The organism is Actinoplanes sp. NBRC 101535 (genome assembly GCF_030269225.1).
GTDB lineage: Bacteria > Actinomycetota > Actinomycetes > Mycobacteriales > Micromonosporaceae > Actinoplanes > Actinoplanes rectilineatus.
Map to the genome: position 1 here is coordinate 121,431 of NZ_BSSY01000013.1, position 18,582 is coordinate 140,012.

The 18,582-nt window shown below is 71.9% G+C and carries 18 protein-coding genes; 14 read left to right on the forward strand and 4 right to left on the reverse strand.

Going from position 1 to position 18,582, the window contains the following annotated elements; all coding sequences use genetic code 11:
* Positions 1-224: 224 nt before the first annotated feature.
* Together QSK32_RS30830 and QSK32_RS30835 are read right to left on the reverse strand one after the other, a co-directional pair.
* Entirely contained in the window at positions 225-1,034 is an 810-nt protein-coding gene (locus QSK32_RS30830; protein WP_045740512.1) for an HAD family hydrolase, read from the reverse strand.
* A 324-nt stretch (positions 1,035-1,358) separates the two neighbouring features.
* Entirely contained in the window at positions 1,359-1,727 is a 369-nt protein-coding gene (locus QSK32_RS30835) for an STAS domain-containing protein (RefSeq protein ID WP_045740513.1), read from the reverse strand.
* A gap of 243 nt (positions 1,728-1,970) precedes the next feature.
* Here QSK32_RS30835 and ssd point away from each other — a divergent pair, with 243 nt between their 5' ends.
* The 8 genes from ssd to QSK32_RS30875 all read left to right on the forward strand — a co-directional run bounded on the left by ssd (position 1,971) and on the right by QSK32_RS30875 (position 6,825).
* On the forward strand, positions 1,971-3,020 hold the full coding sequence (gene ssd, locus QSK32_RS30840; RefSeq protein ID WP_502872573.1) for a septum site-determining protein Ssd: 1,050 nt from the start codon (positions 1,971-1,973) through the stop codon (positions 3,018-3,020).
* Positions 3,017-4,207, forward strand: a complete 1,191-nt coding sequence (locus QSK32_RS30845; RefSeq protein ID WP_045740514.1) for a TadA family conjugal transfer-associated ATPase — start codon at positions 3,017-3,019, stop codon at positions 4,205-4,207. The genes ssd and QSK32_RS30845 overlap by 4 nt, the downstream gene beginning before the upstream one ends.
* The gene (locus QSK32_RS30850) at positions 4,204-4,944 is read left to right on the forward strand and encodes a hypothetical protein (RefSeq protein ID WP_285473875.1); all 741 of its coding nucleotides are present in this window, start codon (positions 4,204-4,206) and stop codon (positions 4,942-4,944) included. The genes QSK32_RS30845 and QSK32_RS30850 overlap by 4 nt, the downstream gene beginning before the upstream one ends.
* The gene (locus tag QSK32_RS30855; RefSeq protein WP_045740515.1) at positions 4,941-5,144 is read left to right on the forward strand and encodes a hypothetical protein; all 204 of its coding nucleotides are present in this window, start codon (positions 4,941-4,943) and stop codon (positions 5,142-5,144) included. The genes QSK32_RS30850 and QSK32_RS30855 overlap by 4 nt, the downstream gene beginning before the upstream one ends.
* Complete coding sequence (locus QSK32_RS30860; protein WP_502872570.1) at positions 5,141-5,863, forward strand: type II secretion system F family protein; 723 nt, start codon at positions 5,141-5,143, stop codon at positions 5,861-5,863. The genes QSK32_RS30855 and QSK32_RS30860 overlap by 4 nt, the downstream gene beginning before the upstream one ends.
* Positions 5,864-5,927: 64 nt before the next feature.
* Positions 5,928-6,113: a DUF4244 domain-containing protein gene (locus QSK32_RS30865; protein WP_211275283.1), complete on the forward strand. Its 186-nt coding sequence runs from the start codon at positions 5,928-5,930 to the stop codon at positions 6,111-6,113.
* On the forward strand, positions 6,110-6,469 hold the full coding sequence (locus QSK32_RS30870; protein ID WP_285473876.1) for a TadE family type IV pilus minor pilin: 360 nt from the start codon (positions 6,110-6,112) through the stop codon (positions 6,467-6,469). Before QSK32_RS30865 ends, QSK32_RS30870 begins: the two co-directional genes overlap by 4 nt.
* On the forward strand, positions 6,466-6,825 hold the full coding sequence (locus QSK32_RS30875; RefSeq protein WP_245673827.1) for an Rv3654c family TadE-like protein: 360 nt from the start codon (positions 6,466-6,468) through the stop codon (positions 6,823-6,825). Before QSK32_RS30870 ends, QSK32_RS30875 begins: the two co-directional genes overlap by 4 nt.
* A gap of 9 nt (positions 6,826-6,834) precedes the next feature.
* Here QSK32_RS30875 and QSK32_RS30880 read toward each other — a convergent pair whose 3' ends face one another.
* On the reverse strand, positions 6,835-9,204 hold the full coding sequence (locus QSK32_RS30880; protein ID WP_285473877.1) for a DEAD/DEAH box helicase: 2,370 nt from the start codon (positions 9,202-9,204) through the stop codon (positions 6,835-6,837).
* Between the two features lie 110 nt (positions 9,205-9,314).
* Between QSK32_RS30880 and QSK32_RS30885 the strand changes: the two genes are divergently transcribed.
* From QSK32_RS30885 to topA, 6 genes are all read left to right on the forward strand, one after another.
* On the forward strand, positions 9,315-9,671 hold the full coding sequence (locus QSK32_RS30885; protein ID WP_045740520.1) for an STAS domain-containing protein: 357 nt from the start codon (positions 9,315-9,317) through the stop codon (positions 9,669-9,671).
* Positions 9,668-10,108, forward strand: coding sequence for an ATP-binding protein (locus tag QSK32_RS30890; RefSeq protein ID WP_045740521.1), 441 nt, complete (start codon positions 9,668-9,670; stop codon positions 10,106-10,108). Before QSK32_RS30885 ends, QSK32_RS30890 begins: the two co-directional genes overlap by 4 nt.
* Before the next feature lie 289 nt (positions 10,109-10,397).
* Positions 10,398-12,812: a sodium-translocating pyrophosphatase gene (locus QSK32_RS30895; protein WP_045740522.1), complete on the forward strand. Its 2,415-nt coding sequence runs from the start codon at positions 10,398-10,400 to the stop codon at positions 12,810-12,812.
* Between the two features lie 104 nt (positions 12,813-12,916).
* On the forward strand, positions 12,917-13,447 hold the full coding sequence (locus QSK32_RS30900) for a hypothetical protein (RefSeq protein ID WP_285473878.1): 531 nt from the start codon (positions 12,917-12,919) through the stop codon (positions 13,445-13,447).
* 13 nt (positions 13,448-13,460) lie between these two features.
* The gene (locus QSK32_RS30905; protein WP_045740524.1) at positions 13,461-14,237 is read left to right on the forward strand and encodes a hypothetical protein; all 777 of its coding nucleotides are present in this window, start codon (positions 13,461-13,463) and stop codon (positions 14,235-14,237) included.
* Between the two features lie 201 nt (positions 14,238-14,438).
* Positions 14,439-17,270 (forward strand): type I DNA topoisomerase, encoded by a 2,832-nt coding sequence (topA, locus tag QSK32_RS30910; protein ID WP_285473879.1) that lies wholly within the window; start codon positions 14,439-14,441, stop codon positions 17,268-17,270.
* Positions 17,271-17,274: 4 nt separating this feature from the next.
* Here topA and QSK32_RS30915 read toward each other — a convergent pair whose 3' ends face one another.
* Positions 17,275-18,573 carry a D-arabinono-1,4-lactone oxidase gene (locus QSK32_RS30915; protein WP_285473880.1) on the reverse strand — a complete coding sequence of 433 codons (1,299 nt, stop codon included), beginning with the start codon at positions 18,571-18,573 and terminating at the stop codon, positions 17,275-17,277.
* Positions 18,574-18,582: the final 9 nt, after the last annotated feature.

Genomic DNA, 18,582 nt, shown 5'->3' on the forward strand with positions numbered 1-18,582 from the left:
AGTCGTCGTCGACAGTCCCGTGCCTCTCGGCAGAGGTCCCGCCGCGACGTGCCTGCCGTGGCTGATCGCGCGTGGGTTCCCGGTGGCCGTGCACGGAGCCCGATTCGCGTCGAGCTTCCGTGTCTCCTTTCTACGCCCGTTCGCCCGTGATCGCCAGGTCCCAGCGGGGCAAATCTGGCGTACCCCTATTACTCAGACCAATGCCATTCGTACTGGTCGAAGCGTTACAGCAGGGCGGCCGGACGAGGGCGGGACCGCCGGTGCCGCCCGTACAGCGCGAAGCCGATCGCGACACCCACACCCACGCCGAGCGCCGCGGCGACCGGAACCGCGGGCCGATCCCGCAGACGGCGGCCGAGCGGCACCGGATGCCGGAACTCGAGAACCGGCCAGGACCGCTCCTGCGCGACCCGGCGCAGCGTCCGGTCCGGGTTCACCGCGCTGGGATGGCCGACCGCCTCCAGCAACGGCAGGTCACTGCTGGAATCCGAGTAGGCGAAGCATGTACTGAGGTCGTAGTCGCGGGACTCGGCCAGCTCGCGCACCCCGACCACCTTCGCCGGACCGGCCGCGTAGAACTCGACCGCGCCGCTGTAACGGCCGTCGACGATCGACATCCGGGTGGCGATCACGTCGGTGATGCCGAGCAGCGCGCCGATCGGACGGACCATCTCGTCCCCCGACGCCGAGACGAGCACGACATCGCGGCCGGCCGCCTGGTGCTCGGCGATCAGTGCGGCGGCTTCCGCGTACACATAAGGGTTGATCAGGTCGTTGAGGGTCTCGGCGACGATCTGCTGCACCTGCTCGACACGCCAGCCCTTGCAGAGGGCCGCGAGATAGTCGCGCGTGCGTGCCATCGCCTGCTCGTCGGTGCCACCGCCCAGCCGGAACATCAATTGGGCATAAGCGGACTTGACCACGTCCCGGCGGCTGATCAGGCCATCACGGTAGAACGGCCGTCCGAAGGCCAGAGCACTGGACTTGGCGATGACGGTCTTGTCTAGGTCGAAAAAGGCGGCGCTGAGGCCCACGGGCCGAAAGTGTAGCCGCAAGTGGCGCAGAACGGTCGTCCCGGCTGTCCGGCGTGGCCGATGATGACGCGCTGTGAAAGCGGTCAGACGGGCGAAGAACGACGTCGCAGGCTACATTCGGTACTCGACGACGAGGCGGGCTCTGAGGCAAACTTGTGTTTGCGGCGGGAATGTCGCCGCCTCTCGTGACCCGATCCACCGTTTCATCGGTGATGAGCGCTCGGTGATCGCGCCCCCCGCGATGACCGGGTTGATTCGGCTCGACCCCCCCCGGAGCCGAATCCCAGGACGGCCCCCGTCTCCCCCGACGGGGGTCGTTCCCTCTCAGGAACCGGTGGCCTGCTGCGACGGCTCCGCCTCGCGCGCCGGTGCATCGGCGTCGATCAGGCCGAAGAAATCGGACAGGCCGGTCACGGCAAGCACCCGCCGGAACGTTTCGCTCGGATTGAGCACCACGAACGGGATTCCCTTGTCGGTCGCCGCGCGATAGCCCTCGAGCAGGGCACCGAGACCCGTCGAATCGATGAAGGACGCGTCGCGCAGGTCGACCTGGACGCGCGACGGCGACCATTCGTCGACCGCGTCCTGAATGCCCAGCGCCACCTCGTCGGTGTTCGAGTAATCGATCTCCCCGAGCACGGTGACGGTGACCGCGCCGTTGTCGGCAAGCGAGGTCTGGATCGAGTAATCCATGCCAACTCCATCGGTCCGTGTCCGGACCAACATACCCAACGCGACATGTCTCATACGCGTCGGCCGGAGACCGGCCGTTAACAGATTCCCGCGATGTCCGGCGGTTTTCCACAGGTGACGGCGTTGTCCACAGGCGGAGGCGACGACGATTGCCGGCCGGTGCCGGGTCCGGCGAGGGTGACTGGCGAAACCGCCCGTCCTCGCTGGAGGCCAGTGATGCCCACCCCGCGCCGCGCCCTCGTCCTGACCGCCGACCCCGACCTGCTCGACGACCTGCTCCGGCTCGCCGCGGCGGGCGGCACCGAGGTCGACGTCGCCCCGGATCCGCTGGCGGCGCTCGGCCACTTCGCGAAGGCGACCCTGGTGGTGATCGGCGCCGACCAGGCCGCGGCCTGCCTGCGCACCCGGCTGCCACGCCGCGAGGGAGTGATCATGATCGGTCACGAGCACATGATGAACGAGTCCTCGTGGGAGCTCGCCGCGTTGATCGGCGCGGAACGCGTGGCGGTGCTGCCGACCGCCGAGCCGTGGGTGGTCGACCAGTTCGCGAAACGGCCCGACACCGCCACCGTCTCCCGAACCTGCGCGGTCGTCGGCGGCCGTGGCGGAGCCGGCGCCAGCATCCTCGCCGCCGGCCTGGCCACCACCGCGGTACGCGCCGGCCACCGGACCCTCCTGGTCGACGGCGACCCGCTCGGCGGCGGCCTCGACCTGCTCCTCGGCTGGGAGAAGACCGCCGGGCTGCGCTGGCCGGCCCTGGTCGGCTCGGACGGCCGGATCGACCCGCCCGACCTGCTCGGCGCCCTGCCCCGGCAGGGCGACCTGGTGCTCCTCTCGTTCGACCGGGGCGAACTGCCGGGGGTGCCGGTCGAGGCGATGGCGGCCAGCCTCGACGCCGCCCGCCGCGGACGCGACGTGATCGTCGCCGACCTGCCCCGGCGGCTCGACGACGCGGCGGTGCTCGCCCTGCAGACGGCCGACCGCGCGCTGCTGGTCGTCCCGGCGGAGCTGCGGGCCGCGGCGGCCGCGGCCCGGACCGCGTCGGCCCTCGCACTGCACTGCGCGAACGTGGCCGTCGTGGTCCGTGGCCCGGCCCCGGGGAAGCTGCGGCCGCGCGAGATCGCCCAGTCACTCGGGCTGCCCCTGGCCGGGACGTTGCGCCCCGACCCGGCGCTCTGCGTGGGGATCGAGAGCGGCGCCCCACCGGCGGCCGGAGGACGCGGACCGCTCGCCGAACTGTGCCGTCATCTGATCGAGGATCTGATGCGGACCGGCGCGGAGGTGCCCGCGTGAGCACCCCGCCGATCGTGCACCGGGTGCGCCGGCAGTTCGCGGAGGACGGCTCGGCGGCCACCCCGGCCGCGGTGGTCAGCGCGGTCCGGCGGCAAACCGGGGTGCTCGGCGACACGGCCGTGCTGCGGCTCGCCGACCAGGTCCGCGACGAACTCATCGGCGCCGGTCCGCTGGCGCCGCTGCTGTGCGATCCGTCCGTCACCGACGTGCTGGTCAACGGGGTGCAGGTCTGGGTGGACCGGGGTGCGGGACTGCAACGGGCGGCGGTACGCCTGGGCGGCCCCGACGACGTACGCCGCCTCGCCCAGCGCCTCGTCGCCGCGTGCGGCCGGCGTCTCGACGACGGCCAGCCCTTCGCCGACGCGCGCCTGCCGGACGGCACCCGCCTGCACGCGGTGCTGCCACCGGTGGCGACCCACGGGCCCTACCTGTCGCTGCGGACGTTCCGGCAGCGCCCGTTCAGCCTCGGTGACCTGGTCGAGAACGGCGCGGTGCCGCCGACCGCCGGCCCGGTGCTGGCCGCGGTGGTGGCGGCGCGTCTGGCGTACCTGGTGGTGGGCGGGACCGGCAGCGGCAAGACGACACTGCTGTCGACACTGCTCGGCCTGGTCCCGTCGACCGAGCGGATCGTGCTGGTGGAGGACGCGGCCGAACTGCGGCCGGTGCACCCGCACGTGGTGACGTTGCAGGCACGGACAGCCAATGTGGAGGGTGCGGGCGCGATCGGGCTGACCGGCCTGGTCCGGCAGGCGCTGCGGATGCGACCGGACCGGCTGGTGATCGGGGAGTGCCGCGGCGGGGAGATCTCCGACCTGCTGGGCGCCCTGAACACCGGTCACGAGGGCGGTGCGGGCACCCTGCACGCCAACACGCCCGAGGACGTCCCGGCCCGGCTGGAGGCGCTCGGGCTGCTCGGCGGGCTGCCCCGGGCCGCGTTGCACGCCCAGGTGCTGGCCGCGCTGCAGGTGGTGCTGCACGTCCGCCGGACCGGGCACGGCCGGGTGCTGGAGTCGATCGGCGTGTTCCGGCCGTCGGGCGAGGAACGGCTGATGGCGGTCGTGCCGGCCTGGCAGCGGGAGTACGGGGCCGGCCCGGCGGCGTCCGCGCTGGCCCGGTTGCTGCTGTCCCGGGGTGTCGCGGTGCCGGCTGTCCTGAAACCGCCGCCGGGTGCCGGGCGGCCGGCATGACCTGGCTGGTGGTGGTGGCGGCGTTGCTGCTCGTCGTGGTGGTGCTGGCCGTCCCGTCGCGCCGGGCGAGGGAACGCCTGGCCGGCCGGCGACCGGCGATCCGGTTCGACGTGCCGCGGATACGAGCCGGCTGGATCGTCGCCGGACCGCCCTGGCGTGCGGCGCTGGGGACGGCCGGTGTCGCGGCGGGACCGGCACTGCTGGCGGGCGGGCCGGTCGGCGCGCTGGTCGCGGCCACCTATGCGGCGCTGGCCGGCCGGGCGTGGGCGCGCCGGGCCGAGCACCGTCGCCGGGCGGCGCAGCGGGCCGGATCGCTCGACGCATTGTGTGCCCTGGTGGCCGATCTGCGAGCCGGCATACCCCCGTCCGTGGTCGCGGACGGGGGCGGGATCCACCGGGACGCCCGGCTGAACCGGCTGACCACGGCGGTGTGGAGGCTCGCCGATCAGACCGGCGCGCCCGCCGCGGATCTGCTGGAACGGATCGAGGCGGATGCCCGGGCCGAGGACCGGGCGGCGGCGAGCGCCGCTGCTCAGGCGGCCGGGACGCAGGCGACCGCGGCGATGCTCGCGGTGCTGCCGGTGGGCGGGATCGGACTGGGATATCTGATCGGGGCGGATCCGGTGCACGTTCTGCTGCGGACGCCGCTCGGGGCGGGCTGCACGGTGCTGGCCGTGCTGCTGCAGTGCTGCGGCCTCGGCTGGTCGGAGTGGATCGCGCAGGGGGCGGGCCGGTGAGCGCCGGTTGCGACGCGGCCGCCCTGTTGCGGGAGGGCGGCCCGGTGCGGGTTCCGATGCGGGAGTGCTGCGTGGCGGCGCTGCTCGGCGTGACGGCTGTGGTGGGCGGCTGCCCGGCGATGCGATCCGAGGCGGCGCTGCCGGGATCCGAACGGCCGCCGGCGTCCGGGGAGCGGCGCGAGCTCGAGGTGCCCACGTGAGCGCGGCGCTGCTGGTGGTGGCCGCGTTCGTGCTGGCCGTGCCGTGGGCGGGACATCGGGTGGGCGGCGGCGCGGTCCGGCGGCTCCGGCTGATCCGCCCGGAGCCGGCGTCGACGGCCGGGACCGGGCGCCGGACCCGGGTGCTGCTGTCGGTGCTGATCGGGCTCTCGATCGCGGGTGTGGTGGGGAGCCTGTGGGGCGTACCCCTGGGAGTCCTGGCTGGTGTCGGGGCGGAACGTCTGCTCCGGGGCCGGGAGACCGCCCCGGGCCGGCAGGAACGCCGGCAGGCGCTCGCCGATCTCCCGCTCGGCGCCGATCTGCTGGCCGCGGCCCTGCGCTCCGGCACCCCGGTGGACCGGGCGACGGACGCGGTGGCCGAGGCGCTGGACGGGCCGCTCGGTGATCGCCTGCACCGGACCGCGCGGTCGCTGCGGCTCGGCGCCGAACCGGACGAGGCCTGGGCGCACCTGACCGGTGTGCCGGGTACGGACCGGCTGATCACGGCGGCGGTCCGGTCCAGCAGCAGCGGCGGTGCACTGGCCGGTGCGCTGGAACGTCTGGCCGGTGACCTGCGCGCCGACCGGGCCGCCGCGACGGAGGCCGCGGCGCAGCGGGCCGGTGTGCTGATCGTGTTGCCGCTCGGACTGTGTTTCCTGCCGGCCTTCATGCTCGCCGGCCTGGTCCCGGTCCTGATCTCGGTGCTCGCCGGCGTCTTCTGACGCCGGGACCCGCTCGAACTCCGGTGCGGCATCCACGCGCGCACCGACCATGGAGGAGGTTCATGTGTACACACTCATCGCCAACTACCGGCGGCTGCGGACCGAGGCGTCCGACACGGGGATGAGCACCGTCGAGTACGCGCTCGGCACCGTGGCCGCCGGCGCCCTGGCCACCGTCCTGTTCCGGGTGGTGACCGGTGGCGACGTGACGGCGGCCATCACCGCGATCGTCCTGCGGGCGCTGAAGTGATCGGGCGCCGGCGGCCCGGCCGGGACCGGGGTGCGTTCACCGTCGAGCTCGCGGCCGGGCTGCCGGCGCTCCTGCTGCTGATGCTGGCCGGCATGACGGCGATGTCCGCGATGAGCACCCGGATGCAGTGTCTCGACGCGGCCCGGGAAGTGGCGCTGGCCGTCGCCCGGGGTGAGCCGTCGTCGATCGCGGCCCGGTTCGCGCCGCCGGGTGCGGACGTCCGGACCGACGTCGGCCGGGACACGGTGACGGTCGAGGTGACCGCCCGGGTCCGGCTGGTGGGCGCCGAACTCCCCACCGTCACGGTACGCGGCAGCGCGGTCGCCGCCCGGGAACCGGACGAGGTGGTGGCGTGAGCGGGACTGTGACCGCCGACCGCGGGGCCGCGTCGGTCCTGGTGCTGGCCGTCGGGCTCACCGTGCTGCTGCTCGGGGTGGCGGGCGCGACCGTCGGATCCGCGCGGACCGCCCGGCACCAGGCCCGTAACGCCGCCGATCTGGGTGCCCTGGCCGGTGCCGTGCACGCCGTCGAGGGCGAGGCCGTGGCCTGCGCGGTCGCCGGCCGTTACGTCCGGGCGAACGGCGCGCGGATGACCTCGTGCACGGTCGGCGGACTGGAGATCGTGGTGCGGGCCGAGGTGCCGGTGGCCGGCCGCTGGCTCGCCACCGCGGCGGCCCGTGCCGGGCCGGTCAGCGCTCCGATCCGGACGTGACGGCGGCGGCTACTTCTGGGACGGGATCGCGGGCTGGTCCGCGAGGGCGGCGAGCACCACGTCGAGCACCCGGACCGCGCCCGCCTTGTCCAGCGGGTTGTTCCCGTTGCCGCACTTCGGCGACTGCACGCACGACGGGCATCCCGTCTCGCACCCACACGACGAGATCGCCTCCCGGGTGGCCCGCAGCCATTCCGCGGCCACCCCGTAGGCGCGCTCGGCGAACCCGGCACCACCCGGATGCCCGTCGTAGACGAACACGGTCGGCGCCTCGGTGTCCGGGTGGTTCGCCGTGGACAGCCCGCCGATGTCCCACCGGTCGCAGGTCGCCATCAGCGGCAGCAGACCGATCCCGGCGTGCTCGGCGGCGTGCAGGGCGCCCGGGAGGTCGGCCGGTTCGACACCCGCCGCGACCAGGGCGTCCGGCGACACGGTGAACCACACCGCGACCGTGCGCAGCTCGCGGACCGGCAGATCCAGCGGACGGGTGTCGATGATCTCGCCGGAGCCGATCCGGCGGCGCTGATAGGACACGACCTGGCCGGTCACGTCGACCTCGCCGAGGAACAGGCCGACCGGGCCGGCGTCCACGTACGAGCGGACGTCCACCACCGACACGTTGGTGACGTCGCGGGCGTGCGTGGTCCAGTCCGGCTCCTCCGGGTGGACCAGCGCGATGCCGTCCTCCAGGTCGAGGTCGTCCACCACGTACGAGACGCCCTGGTGCAGGTAGACCGCCCCGGAGTGCAACATCATGTGCGACGAGCCGGGGTCGACCGTGCCGAGCAGGCGACCGGTCGCCTGCTCCACCACGGCCACCGGGCTGCCGCCGGTGCCGCGCAGGTCCACGTCGGGACGGCCGCGGTGCGTCCAGTAGAACCCGGACGGCCGGCGTCGCAGCACCCCCTGCTCGACCAGTCCGTGTGCCGCGGCGACGGCCGTCTCGCCGCCGAAGAGTTCCAGATCGGCCGGGGTCAGGGGTGCCTCCGACGCGGCGCAGCACAGTTGCGGGCCGAGCACGTACGGGTTCTGCGGATCCAGCACGGTCGCCTCGACCGGGTGGCCGAAGACCGCCTCCGGATGGTGCACGAGGTACGTGTCCAGCGGGTCGTCCCGGGCGATCAGGACCGCAAGCGCCTCGTCGCCGGCCCGCCCGGCCCGGCCCGCCTGCTGCCACAGTGACGCCCGGGTCCCCGGGTAGCCGCAGATCAGTACCGCGTCCAGGCCGACCAGGTCGACGCCGAGTTCGAGGGCGTTCGTCGACGCCAGCCCGAGCAGTTCCCCGGAGAGCAGGGACCGTTCGATCTTGCGCCGGTCCTCCCGCAGGTAGCCGGCCCGGTAGGCCGCCACCCGGTCGCCGAGTCCGGGCACCGCCTCGTCCAGGGCGCGGCGGGTCAGCGTGGCGACCACCTCGGCGCCGCGCCGGGACCGGATGAACGCCAGGGTGCGGGTGCCGGCCACCACCGCGTCGGCGAGCAGGTCGGACGTCTCGCGTAGCGCGGACCGCCGGATCGGCGGGAGTTCGACCTCGAAGTCGGTGTCCGGGTCGGTGGACGACGCGGGTGGCAGCAGCGGCGGCTCCCACAGGGCGAACGTCACCGGCCCGCGCGGCGATGTGTCCTCTGTCACTGCCCGGACGGGCAGGCCGGTCAGCCGGGCGGCGGTGCCGGCCGGGTCGCCCGAGGTGGCCGAGGCCAGCACGAAGGTGGGCGAACTGCCGTACCGGCTGGCGACCCGGCGCAACCGGCGCAGGACGTGCGCCACGTGCGAGCCGAACACGCCCCGGTAGGTGTGGCACTCGTCGATCACCACGTAGCTGAGCCGCCGCAGGAAGACACCCCAGCGCGCGTGGCCCGGCAGCAGCGCGTGGTGCAGCATGTCCGGGTTGGTGAGCAGGAACCGCGAATGCTGGCGGATCCAGTCGCGTTCCTCCCGCGGGGTGTCCCCGTCGTAGGTGGCGGGCCGCACGTCGTCGAGCCCGAGGCGGGCGATGCCGCGCAACTGGTCGGCTGCCAGAGCTTTGGTAGGTGACAGATACAGCACCGTCGCCTTAGGGTCCCTGGCGAGCGCGCTGAGAGCGGGCAACTGGTATCCGAGGGATTTGCCCGACGCGGTGCCGGTGGCCAGCACGACGTGTGTGCCCTCCCAGGCGAGGGAGGCGGCGGCCGCCTGATGCTGCCATGGTTCGGCGATGCCCTGTGTGACGAATGCGTCGCGGACGGTGGGTTCGGTCCATGTCGGCCACGACGCCGTCCGCCCGGCCCGGGCGGGGATCCGTTCGACATGCGTGATGGGCGACACCGCCGCAGCGGTTCCGCGGGCCTGCAGCCGATGCAGCAGCTCAGCAGGACCGAAGGCGGTGGAGGTCACGCCTTGCACTGTGACACCGGTATGCCCTGAACCTCAAACGGGTAGGACGGTGGGTGCCATGCGTCGCGCGGTCGCGGTCGGTGGTTAGATTTCGCGGGGGAGATCAGGGAGGAGGACCGATGGAGCTGTCGCTGGCGACGCGGACCGTCGCGGAGCACACTGTGCTCGAGGTCGGTGGCGAGGTGGATGTTTACACCGCTCCCCGGTTGCGTGAGCGGTTGATCGAGCTGGTCGATGCCGGTGCCCGCGATGTGGTCGTCGATCTGGAGCGGGTCGAGTTCCTCGACTCGACCGGGCTCGGCGTGCTGGTCGGCGCCCTGAAGCGGCTGCGGACCGCGCACGGCACCTTCGGTCTGGTGTGCGCCAAGGAGCCGTTGTTGAAGATCTTCCGGATCACCGCGCTGGACCAGGTCTTCCCGATCTTCCCGACGGTCGAGGCTGCCACCGAACGCGACGGCAGCGGTCCCGCTTCGTGATGGCCACGGTTCGGCTCTCCTTCTCGCCGGCACCGGTGCATGTGCGCACCGCCCGGCTGGTCGGCGTCGCCGTGGCCCGCCGGGCCGGGGTCGCCGAGGAGCTGCTCGACGAGGTCCGGCTCGCGATCGGCGAGGCGTGCACGCGTGCGGTCACCCTGCACCGGCAGTACCACCTGTCCGAGCTGGTCACGGTGGAGATGTCCGACTCGGACTCGTACACCGTCCGGGTCATCGACCACGCCCCGATCGAGGCGAGCGTGGGTCTGACCAAGCTGCCGCCGGACGAACTGGCCGACGAGTCGCTGACCGACGACGCGCTCACCACCGGCGTGGGTTTCGCCCTGCTCGCCGGGTTCGTCGACGACCTGCAGGTGCGCCCGGTGGAGGACGGCCCGGGCACCGAGGTCCGGATGGTCTGGCCGGTCGGCCGCCGCTGATCTCCCGATCCCCGATGCGGTGATCCGCCGGGGATTCACCCTGTCACCACCACGCCCGACGAACAGGATGGACTCGTCGGGCGATCAACTGTGGGCTATGCCCGTCTGCCGCCGGTCTCTAACACAACGGCAAACATCACCGCGACACGGCTGGTGGCACGTGTGACGATCACCACGTGGGGCCGCTACAGTACGCGAGTCATCAGCTACTGCTGGTTCCCCGCTCCTCGGGGAACGCGCCCGGGGTCTCGTCCACCGTCCGGGCGCCATCGGTGTACAGGAGGCATGGATGCCCGGAAACGCGACAACCCTGGCCGCTGAAGGCGGTGGAGCGTCCCTGAGCGGGGACAACATCTCATTCGTGATCATCGCGATCGTCTTCGCCCTGGTCGCTCTCGGCTTCGCCGCGATGTTCGTCCAATCCGTGCTGCGCACCGAGCGCGGCACGCAGAAGATGCAGGAGATCGCGGGCGCCGTGCAGGAGGGCGCCTCGGCCTACCTGTTCCGGCAGTTCAAAACGTTGGCCGTCTTCGTGGTCATCGCGGTGGTGCTGCTGTTCCTGCTTCCCGTGCACGCGACCGAGAACGAGGTCTGGGTACGGATCGGGCGCTCGCTGTTCTTCATCGTCGGCGCGATCTTCAGTTCGTTCATCGGCGGCGCGGGCATGGCGCTGGCCACCCGGGCCAACGTGCGGGTCGCCGCGGCGGCCGGCACGGACGGCGGCCGCGAGAAGGCGATGGGCATCGCGTTCCGCACCGGTGGCGTCGTCGGTTTCCTCACCGTCGGCCTCGGCCTGTTCGGTGGCGCGCTGGTCGTGCTGATCTTCAGCAGCGACGCGCCGACCGTCCTGGAGGGCTTCGGCTTCGGCGCCGCCCTGCTGGCCATGTTCATGCGGGTCGGCGGCGGCATCTTCACCAAGGCCGCGGACGTCGGCGCCGACCTGGTCGGCAAGGTCGAGCAGGGCATCCCGGAGGACGACCCGCGCAACGCCGCGACCATCGCCGACAACGTGGGCGACAACGTCGGCGACTGTGCCGGCATGGCCGCCGACCTGTTCGAGTCGTACGCGGTCACCCTGGTCGCCGCCCTGATCCTGGGGCACGCCGCGTTCGGCCAGGACGGCCTGGTCTTCCCGCTGATCATCTCGACGGTCGGTGTGCTGATCGCGATCGTCGGCGTCTTCATCACCCGGCTGCGGTCCACCGACCGCAACGGCCTGACCGCGATCAACCGGGCGTTCTACATCTCGGCCGCGCTCTCCGCGATCATCGTGGCGGTGGTCAGCTTCCTGTACCTGCCGTCCACGTTCAACGGATTCAACGACGACCGGATCGAGCAGCAGGTCATCGACAGCGGCCAGGACCCGCGCTGGGTCGCGGTCGGCGCCGTGGTGATCGGCATCGTGCTGGCCGCCGCGATCCAGGCGCTGACCGGCTACTTCACCGAGACCGAGAAGCGTCCGGTGCAGGACATCGGCAAGTCGTCGCAGACCGGCGCGGCCACCGTGGTGCTGGCCGGCATCAGCGTCGGCCTCGAGTCCGCGGTCTACTCGGCGCTGCTGATCGGCGCCGGCGTCTACGGCGCGTTCCTGCTCGGCGGCACGTCACTGACCCTGTCGCTGTTCGCGGTGGCGCTGGCCGGCACCGGCCTGCTCACCACGGTCGGCGTGATCGTGGCGATGGACACGTTCGGACCGATCTCGGACAACGCGCAGGGCATCGCGGAGATGTCCGGCGACGTGGACGAGCGCGGCGCGCAGATCCTGACCGAATTGGATGCGGTCGGCAACACCACCAAGGCGATCACCAAGGGCATCGCGATCGCGACGGCCGTGCTGGCGGCGACGGCGCTGTTCGGGTCGTACACCAACAGCCTGGCCAGCGCGCTCGCCGACGCCGACGTCCCGGACGTGGGCGGCGAGATCCTCGCCCAGCTCAACATCTCCAACCCGCGCAGCCTGGTCGGCCTGCTGATCGGCGCGGCGGTGGTGTTCCTCTTCTCCGGTCTGGCGATCAACGCGGTGTCCCGTTCGGCGGGCGCGGTGGTGATGGAGGTCCGGCGTCAGTTCCGCGAGTTCCCGGGGATCATGGACGGCACCCAGCGTCCGGAGTACGGCCGCGTGGTCGACATCTGCACCCGGGACGCGCAGCGTGAGCTGCTCACCCCCGGTCTGCTGGCGATCACCGCCCCGATCGCTGTCGGTTTCGGTCTCGGCCCGGGCGCGCTCGCGGCCTACCTGGCCGGTGCGATCGGCGCCGGCACGCTGATGGCGGTGTTCCTGGCCAACTCCGGTGGCGCCTGGGACAACGCCAAGAAGCTGGTGGAGGACGGGGCGTACGGCGGCAAGGGTTCCGAGGCGCACGCCGCCACGGTGATCGGCGACACGGTCGGCGACCCGTTCAAGGACACCGCCGGCCCGGCCATCAACCCGCTGCTCAAGGTGATGAACCTGGTCTCGCTGCTGATCGCCCCGGCGGTGGTCGCCTGGAGTTACGGCCCGGACGCGAACACCGGCCTGCGGATCGGCGTCGCCGTCCTGGCGGTGGCGATCGTCTCCGCCGCGGTGATCTGGAGCAAGCGCAAGCCGGTCGCCCTGGGCGAGGACCCGTCGGCGGCCACCGCGGCCGGTGCCGCGGACACCGCCAAGGCGGCGCAGGACGCCCGTGAGACGAAGGCCTCCCGGGTGAAGGACAACGTCGGTTAAAACGCCCGGCGTGACGAAGGGCACCCGGCGAAATACCGGGTGCCCTTCCGGTATGACTCGATCGAGGCGTGTGGAGTTCACGACCATCGTCGTACGCTGCTCCCATGCGCGCGGTCCGACCGATCTCCCTGGCACTCGCCCTCGTGCTCGTGATGCCGCTGGCGGCTTGTTCCGGCCAGCACGGACCCCAGGCGTGGGCCGCGTTGGTCTGCACCGCGCTGAGTCCGTGGCGGAGCGAGATCGACAGCCTGTCAAGCCGAACCCAGCAGCAGATGACCGCGGAGACCTCGCCCAGTCAGGCGAAGGAGAACCTGTCCCGGCTCTTCGGGGGCGCCGCGACCGCGAGCGAGAAGGCACGGTCCGACGTGCAGCGTGCCGGTGTCCCGGATGTGGACGACGGACCGGCCATCGCGGAGGGTTTCCTCGGCTCGCTGGCCGGCATCCGGGACGCCTACGACCACGCCAGGACCGGCATCGAGTCGCTCGCGACGCGCCCGACCGCGACCTTCTACGACCAGGTCGGCAAGGTCGTCGACCAGCTCACCGCGGACTACGAGAAGAGCAGCCTGGACATCACCGGCCTGGAGTCGGTGGAGCTCCGGGAGGCCTTCGACGAGCTGCCCGAGTGTCAGTGATCGTTGCACTGTCATGAGCGAGACCGGCTGGCCGCTGATACCGCGGGAGGTGCTGCCACCCGCGGTGGAGCCGCCGTCGGCCGAGCCGGCGCGGCGCAGCGCTCCCCGGGAGCCGGGCGGGCACCAACTGCCGATGTTCGGTGCGGACAGTTCCGAGCCGTCGCCCGCTGATCTGGCCGGTCTGCTGGCCGGTCCCGGCCGTCTGGACCGGATGGGCGGGACCGCGCGGGTCACGGTCCGCGTCGATGCCGCCTGGCGGGTGCACGCGGTGGTCGCCGAACTGGTCATGCGCGGCCTCACCGCCACCTGGGCTCCGGTTTCCGGGGTACGCGACGACGGGCCCCCCGTCGGGGCAGAGGTGATCGGCGAGTCGATCAACCAGGAGGGCGAGGGGGAACCCGGTGGCACGGGCGCCGGAACGGTTCCCGAGGAGCCGCCGCGCCCGCTGTTCGACGTGCGTACGGCGTACTCCAGGAGGTTGAACGGTCTTGCCCGGGCCTGGCCCGCGGCGGCCGCCCAGCTCTTCCTCAGTGGCCCGCGTCTGCGGCTCTGGGCGGCGGCCGCGGGTGGTCCCCGGGCCGGCGGCTGGTCTCTGGGCCTGGACCCGGAACAGGATCCGCGGCCGGTGGACGCCGCGCTGGTCCGGGCCGGTCTCGCCGGGCGGGTGTCGGACGACGGTCGCTGGTATCTGATCAACGGCCGGCGACGGGTGCGACGGCTCGCTGAGCTGGTCGGAGACCGGCCCTCGACGGCGCCCGAGGAGTTCTGGCCGGGCAGCGCACCTGCGTGATCTTCCGGGATTGTGTCCGACACGACACTGTCTTCCCGGTGTACGGTGGCGCGGTTGGACGCAAGCGGTGGCCGGGCCGTTACCATCCGACTGCGGGGTTACCCGGGAATGTGGGCACGTCCGGCGCGTTACGTTGAACGTCCGTGCTCAGCCGGGCGAGTCGGAGAAGCGCCTGTGGATCTCGAAAAAAGTGGGAGTGCCGTGCCGAGTGACACCAGGACGACGCGTCTGGTCATCGTCGAATCTCCGTCGAAGGCCAAGACGATCGCCGGTTACCTGGGCCCCGACTATCTGGTCGAGGCCTCCATCGGCCATGTCCGTGACCTGCCGAGAAACGCCGACGAGGTCCCCGAGAAATACAAGGGTGAGCCGTGGGCGCGTCTCGGTGTGGACGTCGACAACGGCTTCCACGCCCTCTACGTGGTCTCCGAGCAGCGCAAGCAGCAGGTCGCCCGGCTGAAGAAACTGGCCCGCGAGGTCGACGAGATCCTGCTCGCCACCGATGAGGACCGTGAGGGCGAGGCCATCGCCTGGCACCTCGTCGAGACGATCCGGCCCAAGGTCCCGGTCAAGCGGATGGTCTTCCACGAGATCACCAAGCCGGCGATCCAGGCCGCGGTGGCGAACCCGCGTGAGATCGACCGTTCCCTGGTGGACGCCCAGGAGGCCCGCCGCATCCTCGACCGGCTGTACGGCTACGAGGTCAGCCCGGTCCTGTGGAAGAAGGTGATGCCCCGGCTCTCCGCGGGCCGGGTCCAGTCCGTCGCCACCCGGATCGTGGTCGAGCGTGAGCGTCAGCGGATGGCGTTCCGCACCGCTGAGTACTGGGACATCCTGGCCCACCTGTCCGTGCAGGGACAGCCCGAGGGCGCCCGCGCCTTCGCGGCGACCCTGATCGCGTTGAACGGTGACCGGATCGCCACCGGTAAGGACTTCGAGCCGACGACCGGGCAGCTCAAGCCGGGTTCCGGCGCGGTGCAGCTGGACGGCGACGGTGCCCGGGGCCTGGCCGCCCGGCTGGAGAACCAGTCGTTCACGGTCACCCGGGTCGAGGAGAAGCCCTACCGCCGCCGGCCGTACCCGCCGTTCATCACCTCGACGCTGCAGCAGGAAGCAGCGCGCAAGATGCGGTTCTCCTCGAAGCAGACGATGAGCGTGGCCCAGAGTCTGTACGAGAAGGGCTTCATCACCTACATGCGTACGGACTCGGTGAACCTCTCCGAGACCGCGCTGGCCGCCGCCCGCCGTCAGATCGCCGAGCTGTACGGCCCGGGCAGCGTTCCGCCGCAGCCGCGCCGCTACACCACCAAGGCGAAGAACGCGCAGGAGGCCCACGAGGCGATCCGGCCTGCCGGTGACAACTTCCGGACCCCGGGTGAGGTCGCCAACGAGCTGCGCGGCGACGAGTTCAAGCTCTACGAGCTGATCTGGCGCCGGACCGTGGCGTCGCAGATGACCGACGCGGTCGGCAACTCGATCAGTGTCCGGATCCGGGCCGTCTCCACCGCGGGCGAGGAGGCCGACTTCGGCGCCTCCGGCAAGACCATCACCGACCCCGGCTTCCTGCGCGCCTACGTGGAGTCCTCGGACGACGAGAACGCCGAGGCCGAGGACGCCGAGCGCCGGCTGCCCAACCTGGTCAAGGACCAGCCGCTGACCGCGGACGACCTGGCCGCCAACGAGCACCACACCTCGCCGCCGGCCCGCTACACCGAGGCCTCGCTGGTCAAGGCGCTGGAGGAGCTGGGCATCGGCCGGCCCTCCACCTACTCCTCGATCATGCAGACCATCCAGGACCGGGGCTATGTGGAGAAGCGCGGTCAGGCGCTGATCCCCTCGTTCCTGGCGTTCGCGGTGATCGGCCTGCTGGAGGGGCACTACCCCCGGCTCGTCGACTACAACTTCACCGCGTCGATGGAGGGCCAGCTCGACGACATCGCCGCCGGCGACCACACCCAGCTGGACTTCCTGACCTCCTTCTACTTCGGCAGCCGGACGCCGGGCGCGGACGACGCCATCACCCGGGCCGGCGGCCTGAAGAAGATGGTCACCGAGAACCTCAGCGAGATCGACGCCCGCTCGGTCAACTCGATCCCGCTCTTCGCCGACGAGCAGGGCCGCCGGATCGTGGTCCGGGTCGGCAAGTACGGGCCGTACCTGCAGCGTGAGGTGCCGGACGCCGACGAGGACACGCCCGGCGACCGTGCCTCCATCCCGGAGGGTGTCGCGCCGGACGAGCTGACCCCGGAGAAGGTCGACGAGCTGTTCCTCGGCGGTGGCGGCGAGCGCAGCCTGGGCGACGACCCGGCGACCGGCGAGCCGGTGCAGCTCAAGTCCGGCCGTTTCGGGCCGTATGTGCAGAGTGGTGAGCGCAAGGCGTCGCTGCTCAAGAACCAGAAGCCGGACGACGTGACCCTGGAGGAGGCGCTGCGCCTGCTCCTGCTGCCGCGGACGATCGGCAAGGACGCCGACGGCAACGAGATCGTGGCGAACAACGGTCGCTTCGGGCCGTACGTGAAGCGGGGTTCCGACTTCCGGTCGCTGGCCGGTGAGGAGCAGCTCTTCACGGTGACGCTCGAGGAGGCGCTGGCCCTGCTGGCCGCGCCGAAGACCCGGCAGGCGCGCGCTGCCAAGCCGCCGCTGCGGGAGCTCGGCAACGACCCGGTCACCGAGAGGCCGCTGGTCATCAAGGACGGCCGGTTCGGGTCGTATGTGACCGACGGGGAGTACAACGCGACCCTGCGCAGCGGGATGACCCCGGAGGACCTGACGCTCGAGCAGGCCTCCGAGATGATCGCCGACAAGCGGGCCAAGGGCCCGGCGCCGAAGAAGCGCGTGGCCAAGAAGGCGGCGCCCAAGGCCGCGGCGGACGGTGCGGCCCCGGCCAAGAAGACGGCAGCCAAGCGGACCACGGCGGCGAAGAAGACCACGGCGGCCAAGACGACGACCGCGGCGAAGAAGACGACGGCCGCCAAGAAGGCCGCCCCGGCCAAGCGGGCGGCCCCCCGCAAGGCCGCCGCGGCGACCGAGTGACGGGCTATTCGCCGAGCACGCGGTTCAGGTAGGCGTTGGCGAAGATCCGGGACGGGTCGAACCTGTCCCGGATCGCCAGGAAATCGTCGAACCTCGGATACACCGGGCGCAGCGACGCGGCGTCGCGGTAGTGCAGCTTGCCCCAGTGCGGACGTCCGCCCTGCGCCGCACACAGTTCCTCGACGGCCCGGAAGTACGGCTCGTACTCGGTGCCGAGGTACTGGTGCACGGCGATGTAGGCGGACTCGCGGTCGTACCCGTGCGACATCCACAGGTCGTCCGGGCCGGTGAACCGCACCTCGACCGGGAACTGCACCCGGAACGGCAGGCGGTCGAACAGGGCCGGGAACGCGCCGAGCACCTCGGGCAGGGCGGCGCGCGGGATCTCGTACTCCATCTCGGTGAAACGCACCCGGCGGGACGTGCAGAAGACCCCGGCCGACGGCCCGGTGTACGCCCGCGCGCTCAGCGCCCGGGCCGCGATGCCGTTGAGCGCCGGAACCGTGCGGGGCATCCGCTGGCCCACCTTGCAGACGCCCTGCCAGACGGTGTTGGACAGGAACTCGTCGTCCAGCCAGCCGCGGAACCTCGAGAGCGGCCGGTTGTCGACGTCCACCCGGTTGTTGCGTTTGAGCTGCCCGCGGTCGGTGTACGGGTACCAGAAGAACTCGATGTGGTCGTTGCCCGGGATCCACTCGTCGAGCCCGGCCAGCATCTCGGTGAGCAGCATCGGCCGTTCGTCGGCGTGCAGGGTGAACGCCGGCACACACCGCAGGGTGACCTCGGTGATGATGCCGAGCGCCCCGAGGCCGACGCCGATCGCCTTCAGTTCGGGGGCGTCGGCCGTGAACCGTTCGATCTTGCCGAGGCCGGTGACCAGGGTGACGGCCTCGACGCAGGAGGCGATCGTGCCGTGGCCGAGGCCGGTGCCGTGGGTGCCGGTGGCGATCGCCCCGGCGACGGTCTGCGCGTCGATGTCGCCCAGGTTCGGCATCGCCAGGCCGTGTCCGTGCAGCACGGTGTTGAGTGTTCGCAGCGTCATCCCGGCCTGGACGGTCACCAGCGGGCCGTCGATCGACACGAACCGGTTCATCCGGTGCAGCACCATGCGCTGGTCGTCGGCGACCGCGATGTCGGTGAAGGAGTGCCCGCTGCCGACCACCTTGACCCGCCGGCCGGCCGCCGCGGTCTCGGTGACCGTGGCGGCGATCTCGTCGGCGGAGGCGGGAGTGAGTACGTCGGCGACCGATTCCTGGTTGGTTCCCCAGTTGGTCCAGTGGCGGGCGTAGACAGGGTTAGTCATTCTGGCCTT

Bases quoted from the DNA above. Each gene is read 5' to 3' on its own strand.
- QSK32_RS30900 (WP_285473878.1), top strand. From the start codon at position 12,917: ATGCGCGCGGTCCGACCGATCTCCCTGGCACTCGCCCTCGTGCTCGTG.
- QSK32_RS30895 (WP_045740522.1), top strand. From the start codon at position 10,398: ATGCCCGGAAACGCGACAACCCTGGCCGCTGAAGGCGGTGGAGCGTCC.
- QSK32_RS30850 (WP_285473875.1), top strand. From the start codon at position 4,204: ATGACCTGGCTGGTGGTGGTGGCGGCGTTGCTGCTCGTCGTGGTGGTG.
- QSK32_RS30915 (WP_285473880.1), bottom strand. From the start codon at position 18,573: ATGACTAACCCTGTCTACGCCCGCCACTGGACCAACTGGGGAACCAAC.
- QSK32_RS30905 (WP_045740524.1), top strand. From the start codon at position 13,461: ATGAGCGAGACCGGCTGGCCGCTGATACCGCGGGAGGTGCTGCCACCC.
- QSK32_RS30885 (WP_045740520.1), top strand. From the start codon at position 9,315: ATGGAGCTGTCGCTGGCGACGCGGACCGTCGCGGAGCACACTGTGCTC.
- QSK32_RS30835 (WP_045740513.1), bottom strand. From the start codon at position 1,727: ATGGATTACTCGATCCAGACCTCGCTTGCCGACAACGGCGCGGTCACC.